This window comes from Burkholderia sp. LMG 13014 (assembly GCF_905232215.1).
Taxonomy (GTDB): Bacteria; Pseudomonadota; Gammaproteobacteria; order Burkholderiales; family Burkholderiaceae; genus Burkholderia.
In genome coordinates this window covers 1-9,900 of the sequence record NZ_CAJNKE010000197.1, presented here as the reverse complement: position 1 = coordinate 9,900, position 9,900 = coordinate 1, and the positions used below count along the sequence as shown (strand labels likewise).

The window sequence follows — 9,900 nt, the reverse complement described above, 5'->3', positions numbered from 1 at the left end:
GAAGGGCGCCTTTTTCATGACGATTGCCGCGAACCGCGCTCAGTGCTGCTGCGCGCTGCCGATCTTCAGCATGACCTGATCGACGATCTGTTCGGGCGTCAGCTCGATGCTGACCTCGATCGCTTCGTCCGGGCCCGGCTCCTCGAGCGTGTCGAGCTGGCTCTTCAGCAGCGACGGATCGAAGAAATGGCCGGTGCGGCTCTTCAGGCGCTCGTGCAACACCTCGAACGAACCCTTCAGATACACGAACCGCACGTCAGTGTCGGTGCCGCGCAGCACGTCGCGGTACGACCGCTTCAGTGACGAGCACGTGAACACGGCCGTCTCGCCCGCGCGCTGTTTCTCCTCGATGGCCTCGCGGATCGTGCGCAGCCACGGCCAGCGGTCGTCGTCGGTCAGCGGAATGCCGTGGTGCATCTTTTCCTTGTTCGCCGCGCTGTGAAACGCGTCGCCATCGGTATAGCTGCACGACAGGCGTTCCGCCAGCATTTCGCCGATTCGCGACTTGCCCGCGCCCGACACGCCCATTGCGATCAGAATCATTGACTACCCCTTGTTACAGAACCATGCTCAGCAGCAGTGTGAAGCCGAGGCCGAGCACCGAGATGATCGTTTCGAGCAACGACCAGGTCTTGAACGTCTGACCGACCGTCATCCCGAAGTATTCCTTGATCAGCCAGAAACCGCCGTCGTTCACGTGCGAGAAGATCAGCGAGCCCGAGCCCGTGGCGAGCACCAGCAGCTCCGGGCTGACCGCCGCACCGGACGCCGCCGCGATCGGCGCGACGATGCCGCAGGCCGTCGTCATCGCGACCGTCGCCGAACCCGTCGCGAGACGCATCAGCGCCGCGACGAACCAGCCGAGCAGCAGCGGCGACAGGTGTGCGTGCTTCGCGGTCTCGACGATCTGCTGCGAGATCCCGCTGTCGCGCAGGACGCCGCCGAAGCCGCCACCCGCGCCGACGATCAGCGTGATGCCTGCGATCGGTGCGAGACACTCGCCGCAGAACTTCTGGATCTGGTCGCGGTTGAAGCCCTGCAGCTTGCCGAACGTGAAGAAGCTCACGAGCACGGCGATCAGCAGCGCGACGTCCGAGTTGCCGGCAAAGCGCAGCAGGTTGTTCGGCAGCGACTTCGGCGCGAACAGCAGGTCGGCCCAGCTGCCGACGAGCATCAGCACGACGGGCAGCAGGATCGTGAACAGCGTGATGCCGAAGCTCGGCAGTTCGCGCTTGCGGCCGTCCGTGTGCGTATCGACGAACTGCGCGGCGAGCGGATTGTTCTCCGGCAGCTTCACGAACTTCGAGATCGTCAGCGCGAACAGCGGGCCCGCGATGATCGCGGTCGGCACGCCGACGATCAGGCCGAACGCGATCGTCTTGCCGATGTCGGCGCCGTATTGCTGGACGGCCAGCAGTGCGGCCGGGTGCGGCGGGATCAGGCCGTGCACGACGGACAGGCCGGCCACCATCGGCAGGCCGACGACGAGCAGCGACTTGCCGGTGCGCTTCGCGACGTTGAACGCGATCGGGATCAGCAGCACGAAGCCGACTTCGAAGAACACCGGCAGGCCGACGATGATCGCGACGAACATCATCGCCCAGTGGATGTTCTTTTCACCGAACCAGTCGATCAGCGTGGTCGCGATCCGTTCGGCGCCGCCCGATTCGGCCATCATCTTGCCGAGCATCGTGCCGAGGCCGACGACGATCGCGATGTGGCCGAGCGTGCCGCCGGTGCCCGCCTCGAACGACTTGACGATCTTGTCCATCGGCATGCCGACGACGAGGCCGAGGCCGAGCGAAACGATGATCAGCACCAGGAACGGGTAGATCTTGAAGCGCGCGATCATCAGGATCAGCGCGGCAATCGCGATCAGCGTGAATACGAGCAGCATGCTGCCTTGGACAGCCCCCATGTGGCACTCCTCCTAGAATTGTTCGAACCGGGCGAGTTGTTGCGAGTATGCCCGGCTATGCAGGTCTCCGGAACACGGGGGGTACCCACCCCGTCAGGACGCTGAATTTTACTGATCTTTGCGGCCCGCGGATAGAACCGGTTCCATCAGCAAAAACCCTCGGTAAAACAAGCACTAAGCGCTCGTCATCCGAGGGTTATTCCGTCATTTCGTACAAGTCTTAACGGGGGAGCTGGCTCGCGGCTTGCGCGAGACGCGTGACTTCAGCCCAGTCCTGCGCGGCGAGCGCAGCTTTCGGCGTAAGCCACGAACCGCCGACGCACACGACGTTCGGCAGTTTCAGGAAATTCGGTGCGGTGTCGACCGTGATGCCGCCGGTCGGGCAGAATTTCAGCGCCGGGAACGGGCCGTGGAACGCCTGCAGCATCGGCACGCCGCCGGCCTGCTGCGCGGGGAAGAACTTCACGATCTCGTAGCCGAATTCGAGCGCCTGGATGATGTCGCTCGGCGTCATCACGCCCGGCAGCAGCGGCAGGCCCGCGTCGAGCGATGCGAGGTGCAGTTCTTTGGTCAGCCCCGGCGACACGCCGAACTTCGCGCCCGCGCGCTTCGCCTGCGCGCAATGCTCGGGCTTCGTGATCGTGCCGACGCCGACGACGATGTCGTCCGCGAGCTGGCTCGCGCGCTGGATCGCCTCCAGGCCGGCCGGCGTGCGCAGCGTGATCTCGAGCACCTTCACGCCGCCCGCGTGCAACGCGCGCGACACGTGTTCGCCCTGCTCGACCGAGTCGAATGCGAGCACCGGGATGACCGGGCCCAGCTTCACGATTTCAGCAATCGTCTTCATTGGTTTGGCTCCTTGAAATTCATGCGGCGACGTGGGCGGCCGTTTCGCCGACCAGCGTGCCGAACACCGATGCGCCCTGCTCGGCCGGCGCGGCGGCCGCGCGGAACACGCCGAACAGTTCACGCCCGAAACCGACCTCGTTCTCGGCCTGGTGCAGCGGCTGCGCAACCGGGCGCGCCTGCCACTCGGCAGCATCGACCTCGATGTCGAGCACGCCGGCTTCCGCGTCGATCACGAGCGTGTCGCCCGTCTTCACCTTGCCGAGCGGGCCGGCCAGCAGCGCTTCCGGCGACACGTGGATCACGGCCGGCACCTTGCCCGACGCACCCGACATGCGGCCGTCGGTGACCAGCGCGACGTGGAAGCCCTGATCCTGCAGCACGCCGAGCAGCGGCGTCAAACGGTGCAGCTCGGGCATCCCGTTCGCACGCGCGCCCTGGAAGCGCACGACCGCGACGAAATCGCGCTTCAGCTCGCCGCGATCGAATGCTTCCTGCACGGCTTCCTGCGAATCGAACACGATCGCGGGTGCCGTCACCTTGCGGTGCTCGGGCGCGACCGCCGAAATCTTGATCACGCCACGGCCGAGGCGGCCCTGCATCAGGCGCAGGCCACCGTCCGGCTGGAACGGGTCGCGGATGCCGCGCAGCACCTTGGTGTCGTGGCTCTCGGCCGCGCCGTCGACCCACGTGAGCTTGCCGTCGATCAGCTTCGGCTCCTTCGTGTAGTGCGACAGGCCACGGCCGGCGACCGTGGTCACGTCTTCGTGCAGCAGCCCGCCTTCGAGCAGGTTGCGCACCAGGAAGGCAACTCCGCCCGCCGCGTGGAAGTGGTTCACGTCGGCCTTGCCGTTCGGGTAGATCTTCGCGAGCAGGGGCACGACGGCCGACAGTTCGTCGAAATCGTTCCAGTCGATCAGGATGCCGGCCGCGCGCGCAATCGCGACGAGGTGCAGCGTGTGGTTGGTCGAGCCGCCGGTCGCGAGCAGCGCGACGATCCCGTTGACGATCGCCTTCTCGTCGATCACGTGGCCGATCGGCGTGTAGTGGCCGCGTTCGACGGTCAGGTCGAGCACGCGGCGCGCGGCCTCGGCGGTGAGCGCGGTGCGCAGCGGCGTGTGCGGGTGGACGAATGCCGAGCCCGGCAGGTGCAGCCCCATCAGCTCCATCAGCATCTGGTTGCTGTTCGCGGTGCCGTAGAACGTGCAAGTGCCGTGGCCGTGATAGGCGGCCGATTCGGCTTCGAGCAGCGCGTCGCGGCCAACCTGGCCGGTCGCGAACTGCTGGCGGATCTTCGCCTTGTCGTCGTTCGACAGGCCGCTCGTCATCGGGCCGGCCGGCACGAAGATCGTCGGCAGGTGGCCGAACTGCAGCGCGCCGATCAGCAGGCCCGGCACGATCTTGTCGCAGATGCCGAGGCAGAGCGCTGCGTCGAACATGTTGTGCGTGAGCGCGATCGCCGTGCCCATCGCGATCGCTTCGCGCGAGAACAGCGACAGCTCCATCCCCGGGTTGCCCTGCGTGACGCCGTCGCACATCGCCGGCACGCCGCCCGCGAACTGCGCGACACCACCGTTCTCGCGCGCGGCCGCCTTGATGATGTCGGGGAAATCCTTGTACGGCGCGTGCGCGGACAACATCTCGTTGTACGAGGACACGATGCCGATGTTCGGCTCGCGGATCGCCTTGATCGAGAACTTGTCGTTGCCCTCGAGGCCCGCGAAGCCGTGCGCGAGGTTCGCGCACGACAGCGCGCCGCGTGCCGGGAACTTGCCCTGCGCGCCGTCGATGCGCTGCAGATAGGCGGAACGGGTCGATTGGCTGCGGGCGATCACGCGTTCGGTGACCTTCGCCAGAGTGGGGTGCAGCAACGTCATGCTGGGCGCTCCTGTATGCCGGCCGACACCGGCGTTGGAATCGTGGGGACGGTCGAACACGTCGACAGAACGAAGTCAGTCTAGTAGAAAAACTACATGCACGCAATGCAGATTCATCGCCCCGCAACCCTTATTCCCGCTACCAGCAAGGCGATACCTAGTGAAAACCCTAACTCACCTCAACGAAAGCATCACTCCGGCGCTAGTATTTTCTTGTAGATTTTCTACAATTCGATTGCGATACACTCGCTCATCCGAACCCGATTTCTGCCTGCCGCCCCATGCTGCCCCGCATTGAAGCGATCCGCGCCGAGTTGCGCCCGTCCGAGCGCAAGCTCGCCGACTACATCCTCGCCGCGCCACGCGAGGTGCTCGACCTCGCGATGACCGAGCTGTCGACGCGCGCGGGCGTCAGCCAGCCGACGATCGCGCGCTTCTGCCAGGCGCTCGGCTGCAGCGGCTTTCGCGAGTTCAAGATCCGGCTCGCGCAGAGCGTCGCGCCGGGCGTGTCGTCGGTCTATCGCGACGTCGAGCCCGACGAACCCGCGCCCGGCATCATCGGCAAGGTGTTCGACCGCACGATCGGCGCACTGATCGAGGTGCGCAACAGCCTGTCCGCGGGCAGCGTCGCCGATGCGATCGCGCTGCTGTCGAACGCATCTCGAATCGAGTTCTACGGCGCCGGCGGCTCGGGCATCGCCGCGCAGGACATCCAGCACAAGTTCTTCCGGCTCGGCGTGCCGAGCGTCGCGTATTCGGATCCGCACACGTTCTCGATGTCGTCGGCGCTGCTCGGGCCGCACGACGTCGTCGTCGCGATCTCGAACACCGGCCGCACGCGCGACATCGTCGACGCCGCGCGCTCCGCGCTCGCGTGCGGCGCGAAGGTCGTCGCGATCACGCAGAGCCATTCGCCGCTCGCGAAGCTCGCGACGGTGAGTCTTGCATCGAACGTTGCGGAGGAAACGGACGTGTTCTCGCCGATGACGTCGCGGATGTCGCATCTCGCGATCGGCGACATCCTCGCGGTCGGCGTCGCGCTGTCGCGCGGCCCCGCACTGATGGAACGCGTCGGCCGCGCGAAGGAGGCGATCACGCGCCGCCGGATCGACGACGGCGCGAAGGATTGAGCAGGCACCGCGCCGACCGCACGCGCGTAAACGACCAACGGCGCCCCGCGGGGCGCCGTTGCGCATCAGGCGGCGCCGGCAACCTCGCCGGCCATGCCGCTCAGAACGGCTTGATCACGACCAGCGCGACCGCCGCGAGCATGCCGAGCACCGGCAGCTCGTTGAACACGCGATACCACTTGTCAGTGCGCCGGTTCTCGCCGCGCTCGAACACCTTCAGCAGATGCCCGCAATACGCGTGATAGATGATCAGCAGCAGTACGACCGTCACCTTCGCGTGGATCCAGCCCTGCCCCTGCCCGATGCCGATCGACAGCCAGAGCCACAACCCGCAGGCCAGCGCCGGCACCGCGATCATCGTCATGAAGCGGAACAGCTTGCGTGCCATCAGCAGCAGGCGCCGCACCGCAGCCGGATCGGTTTCCATGGCCAGGTTCACGTAGATGCGCGGCAGGTAGAACAGCCCCGCAAACCACGCAGCGATCAGAACGATATGGAACGTCTTGACCCAGAGCATTGCCATCGGTTGTGCGCCTCGCTGGTTACTGGCGGCCTTCGCCGTGCCCGAGCACGACGTACTTCAGCGACGTCAGCCCTTCCAGGCCGACGGGGCCGCGTGCGTGCAGCTTGTCGTTCGAAATGCCGATTTCCGCGCCCAGGCCGAATTCGAAGCCGTCGGCAAAGCGCGTCGACGCGTTGACCATCACGCTCGCCGAATCGACCTCGCGCAGGAACCGCATCGCGCGGTCGTGATCCTCGGTGACGATCGCATCCGTGTGGTGCGAGCCGTAATGGTTGATGTGCTCGATCGCGGCGTCGAGGCCGTCGACGACCTTGATCGCGAGCACCGGCGCGAGATATTCGGTGTGCCAGTCTTCCTCGGTGGCATCGACGAGCGGGCCGACGCCCGCATCGGCGAGCACCGTGCGCGCGGCCGCATCGACGCGCAGTTCGACCTGCTTGTCGCGATACAGCTTGCCGAGCGGCGGCAGCAGCTTCGCCGCGACACCGCTCGAAACGAGCAGCGTCTCCATCGTGTTGCAGGTGCCGTAGCGGTGCGTCTTCGCGTTGTCGCAGACGGTCAGCGCCTTGTCGAGATCGGCGCGATCGTCGACGTACACGTGACAGATGCCGTCGAGGTGCTTGATCATCGGCACGCGCGCCTCGTTGATCAGGCGCTCGATCAGGCTCTTGCCGCCGCGCGGCACGATCACGTCGACGTATTCGGTCATCGTGATCAGCTTGCCGACCGCCGCGCGATCGGCCGTCGCGACGACCTGCACCGCATCCTGCGGCAAGCCGGCTGCTTCGAGCCCCTCGCCGATCAGCTTCGCGAGCGCAGCATTCGATTCGAGCGCTTCGGAGCCGCCGCGCAGGATCGTTGCATTGCCCGACTTCAGGCACAGTGCAGCCGCGTCGATCGTCACGTTCGGGCGCGATTCGTAGATGATGCCGATCACGCCGAGCGGCACACGCATCTGCCCGACCTGGATGCCGCTCGGGCGGTACTTGAGGTTGCCGATCTCGCCGATCGGATCGGCCAGCGACGCCACCTGGCGCAAGCCTTCGACCATCGTCTTCAGCGCCTTGTCCGACAGCGTCAGGCGATCGACGAACGCCGCATCGAGCCCCTTTTCACGGGCACGGGCGACGTCGCGTGCATTCGCATCCTTCAGCGCCTGCGCGTCGCGTTCGATCGCGCGCGCCACGGCGTCGAGCGCCGCGTTCTTCGCGGCCGTGCTGGCGCGCGCCATCGCGCGGGAAGCGTGCCTGGCGCGACGGCCCAGGTCGGTCATGTACTGATCGATATCCATCGTGTGACTCGAGAAGCGCGCCGCGCTGGGCGGCATGAATTCGTGGGGAACCGTGAGCGGCGGCGGCCGGAGGGCCGCGCCAGCGATCAAAACATTGTAAGCGGGTTGCGCAGCACGCGCTGAAGGCCCGAACGGGACTTAGCGTCGCACGTGGCCCGCGGTCGGCGGTCGCTCGCCGCGGGCACCGGCCACCGTCATCGCGAGCTGGAACAGCCCGTCCCACGGATCGGGCGGCGGTTCATCCTGCGTGCGGCGGCCCGGCGCGACGGCCGTGAGCCCCTTGACCTGCCGGTCGAGCTTCGCGGCAAACGCGAGCGCCTTCTCGAGCACGGCTTCCGACACGCGGTTCAGCGCGGGGCCGATCAGCCGCTCGCGCGGCCCCCACACGCGGTTCTCGCGCAGCAGCGTCGCGAGCGGCTTGCCGGCCGTCGTGCCACGCTTGATCCGCAGCAGCGTGCGCAACTCCTCGACGACGGCCCACATCACGAGCACGATCGCCTCGCCCTCGCCCTTCAGCCCGTCGATCATCCGCGCAAGCCGCGCGGCGTCGCCGGCGAGCATCGCTTCGTTCAGCTTGAAGACGTCGTAACGCGCGACGTTCAGCACCGCATCGTGCACCTGCTCGAACGACAGCGCGCCCTGCGGATACAGCAGCCCGAGCTTCTGGATTTCCTGGTGCGCGGCGAGCAGGTTGCCTTCGACGCGCTCGGCGATGAATTGCAGCGCGCGCCGCCCGTCCTCGCCAGGCGCGGCGCGCTGGCCCTGCATGGCAAGACGCTGGCCGATCCAGTTCGGCAGCTGCGCGCGGTCGACCGGATCGATCTTCAGCGCGACGCCGCCGTTCTGCAGCGCGGTAAACCACGCGGATTTCTGCGTGGCCGCGTCGAGGCGCGGCAACGTGACGAGCATCAGCGCGTCGGGGTTCGGCGTGGCCGCGAGCGTCTTCAGCGCATCGGCGCCTTCCTTGCCGGGCTTGCCCGACGGAATGCGCAGCTCGATCAGCTGGCGCTCGCCGAACAGCGACATCGCCTGGGTGGCGCCGAGCAGCACGCTCCAGTCGAAGCCGCGCTCGACCGTATGCACCGAACGTTCGGTGAAGCCGGCCGCGCGTGCGGCCGCACGAATGCGGTCGCACGCTTCCTGCGCGAGCAGCGGCTCGTCGCCGTAGACGGTATAGAGCCCGGCCAACCCCTTCGCGAGGTGCGGCTCCAGCGCATCAAGTCGCAGTTGCATCGGTGCGTGTGCCGTCGATCAGAGCGGTGGCGGCGGCAGCGGCGCGCGCGGCGAGACGCCCGGCACCACATCTTCCGGCGCCGGCGTCAGCGAATGGACGATCGCGAGACGCCGCATCAGCTGGTCAACCGCGTCGTTCTGCATGTCGCCGTACAGGAGTTCCGATTCCTGCGCCTTCGCGTTCGTGTACTGATCGCTGTACGTCATCGCGCGGTTCAGCGCGATCGCACTCATCGGAATCAGCACGGTGCCGTCCTTGCTCGTCAGTTGGTAGCGCAGCGTGTAAAAAAGCGCGTATTCCTGTGCCGAGCCGTACTTGTTGAGCGTCAGCGTATTCAGGCCACGCGATTCCGACATGGTCAGCACGGCATCGGCGTCGCCCGCCGAATGGACGATCTTCGTGTCGCTGCCGGCCTCGACGAGGCGCACGAGGCGCGCCTCGACGGGCGGCGGCGCGCCGGCGATCAGCAGGTGCTTGAACGCGTAGTCCTGCTGGCCGCGCAACTGGAAGCCGCATGCCGACAGCGCAACCGCGCTGCCGACGGCGAGCATCAAAAACGATCTGCGGATCACCTTCGCTCCTTCTGGGTACGTCCGACGGCCAGCGGCCGTCAGACGACGATGTTCACGAGGCGGCCCGGCACGACGACGATCTTCTTCGCCGGCTTGCCGTCGCTGAACTTCGCGAACGCGTCGTCGGCCACCGCCGCGGCTTCGATCGCCTCGCGGCTTGCGTCCTTCGCCACCTTCAGCGCGCCGCGCACCTTGCCGTTCACCTGCAGCACGAGTTCGATCTCGGCCTGCTCGAGCGCGGCCTCGTCGACCTTCGGCCACGGTGCGTCGAGCAGCGGGCCGAATTCGTCCGCATAGCCCAGCGCCTTCCACAGCTCGAACGTGACGTGCGGCACGACCGGGTACAGCACACGCAGCAGCACGCCGTACGTTTCACGCAGCACGCCGGGCGTCGCGCCCTTCGCGCCGTCGATCGCGTTCAGCATCTTCATTGCTGCCGACACGACCGTGTTGTACTGCAGGCGCTGGTAGTCGAAATCGGCCTGCTTCAGCACGCTGTAGATCTCGCG

Annotated in this window: 10 protein-coding genes; 1 reads left to right on the top strand and 9 read right to left on the bottom strand. The window is 66.8% G+C overall.

What is annotated here, in order from left to right:
• Positions 1–39: 39 nt before the first annotated feature.
• The 4 genes from JYJ84_RS19550 to edd form a co-directional block, all read right to left on the bottom strand.
• Positions 40–543 (bottom strand): gluconokinase, encoded by a 504-nt coding sequence (locus JYJ84_RS19550; RefSeq protein WP_122944471.1) that lies wholly within the window; start codon positions 541–543, stop codon positions 40–42.
• A 13-nt stretch (positions 544–556) separates the two neighbouring features.
• Positions 557–1,918: a GntP family permease gene (locus JYJ84_RS19545; RefSeq protein WP_122944470.1), complete on the bottom strand. Its 1,362-nt coding sequence runs from the start codon at positions 1,916–1,918 to the stop codon at positions 557–559.
• 220 nt (positions 1,919–2,138) lie between these two features.
• Positions 2,139–2,765: a bifunctional 4-hydroxy-2-oxoglutarate aldolase/2-dehydro-3-deoxy-phosphogluconate aldolase gene (gene eda, locus JYJ84_RS19540; RefSeq protein WP_043191255.1), complete on the bottom strand. Its 627-nt coding sequence runs from the start codon at positions 2,763–2,765 to the stop codon at positions 2,139–2,141.
• A gap of 19 nt (positions 2,766–2,784) precedes the next feature.
• Positions 2,785–4,641 carry a phosphogluconate dehydratase gene (gene edd, locus JYJ84_RS19535; protein WP_175222959.1) on the bottom strand — a complete coding sequence of 619 codons (1,857 nt, stop codon included), beginning with the start codon at positions 4,639–4,641 and terminating at the stop codon, positions 2,785–2,787.
• A gap of 281 nt (positions 4,642–4,922) precedes the next feature.
• On the opposite strand from edd, the gene JYJ84_RS19530 reads away from it, so the two are divergent.
• Positions 4,923–5,771 carry a MurR/RpiR family transcriptional regulator gene (locus JYJ84_RS19530; RefSeq protein ID WP_011350936.1) on the top strand — a complete coding sequence of 283 codons (849 nt, stop codon included), beginning with the start codon at positions 4,923–4,925 and terminating at the stop codon, positions 5,769–5,771.
• A 100-nt stretch (positions 5,772–5,871) separates the two neighbouring features.
• Here the strand turns inward: JYJ84_RS19530 and JYJ84_RS19525 are convergent, their stop codons facing one another.
• From JYJ84_RS19525 to JYJ84_RS19505, 5 genes are all read right to left on the bottom strand, one after another.
• Positions 5,872–6,294 (bottom strand): CopD family protein, encoded by a 423-nt coding sequence (locus tag JYJ84_RS19525; protein ID WP_122944468.1) that lies wholly within the window; start codon positions 6,292–6,294, stop codon positions 5,872–5,874.
• 19 nt (positions 6,295–6,313) lie between these two features.
• Positions 6,314–7,585 carry a glutamate-5-semialdehyde dehydrogenase gene (locus JYJ84_RS19520; RefSeq protein ID WP_122944467.1) on the bottom strand — a complete coding sequence of 424 codons (1,272 nt, stop codon included), beginning with the start codon at positions 7,583–7,585 and terminating at the stop codon, positions 6,314–6,316.
• A gap of 138 nt (positions 7,586–7,723) precedes the next feature.
• Positions 7,724–8,818, bottom strand: a complete 1,095-nt coding sequence (holA, locus tag JYJ84_RS19515; RefSeq protein WP_043191265.1) for a DNA polymerase III subunit delta — start codon at positions 8,816–8,818, stop codon at positions 7,724–7,726.
• 18 nt (positions 8,819–8,836) lie between these two features.
• Entirely contained in the window at positions 8,837–9,391 is a 555-nt protein-coding gene (gene lptE, locus JYJ84_RS19510) for an LPS assembly lipoprotein LptE (RefSeq protein WP_122944466.1), read from the bottom strand.
• Positions 9,392–9,429: 38 nt separating this feature from the next.
• Positions 9,430–9,900: class I tRNA ligase family protein (locus JYJ84_RS19505; RefSeq protein WP_205189385.1), on the bottom strand; the 471-nt coding region annotated here is incomplete at its 5' end.

What these genes read in the sequence shown, in the direction of transcription:
- JYJ84_RS19550 (WP_122944471.1), bottom strand. Translation starts at nt 543, where the DNA reads ATGATTCTGATCGCAATGGGCGTGTCGGGCGCGGGCAAGTCGCGAATC.
- JYJ84_RS19545 (WP_122944470.1), bottom strand. Translation starts at nt 1,918, where the DNA reads ATGGGGGCTGTCCAAGGCAGCATGCTGCTCGTATTCACGCTGATCGCG.
- eda (WP_043191255.1), bottom strand. Translation starts at nt 2,765, where the DNA reads ATGAAGACGATTGCTGAAATCGTGAAGCTGGGCCCGGTCATCCCGGTG.
- edd (WP_175222959.1), bottom strand. Translation starts at nt 4,641, where the DNA reads ATGACGTTGCTGCACCCCACTCTGGCGAAGGTCACCGAACGCGTGATC.
- JYJ84_RS19530 (WP_011350936.1), top strand. Translation starts at nt 4,923, where the DNA reads ATGCTGCCCCGCATTGAAGCGATCCGCGCCGAGTTGCGCCCGTCCGAG.
- JYJ84_RS19525 (WP_122944468.1), bottom strand. Translation starts at nt 6,294, where the DNA reads ATGGCAATGCTCTGGGTCAAGACGTTCCATATCGTTCTGATCGCTGCG.
- JYJ84_RS19520 (WP_122944467.1), bottom strand. Translation starts at nt 7,585, where the DNA reads ATGGATATCGATCAGTACATGACCGACCTGGGCCGTCGCGCCAGGCAC.
- holA (WP_043191265.1), bottom strand. Translation starts at nt 8,818, where the DNA reads ATGCAACTGCGACTTGATGCGCTGGAGCCGCACCTCGCGAAGGGGTTG.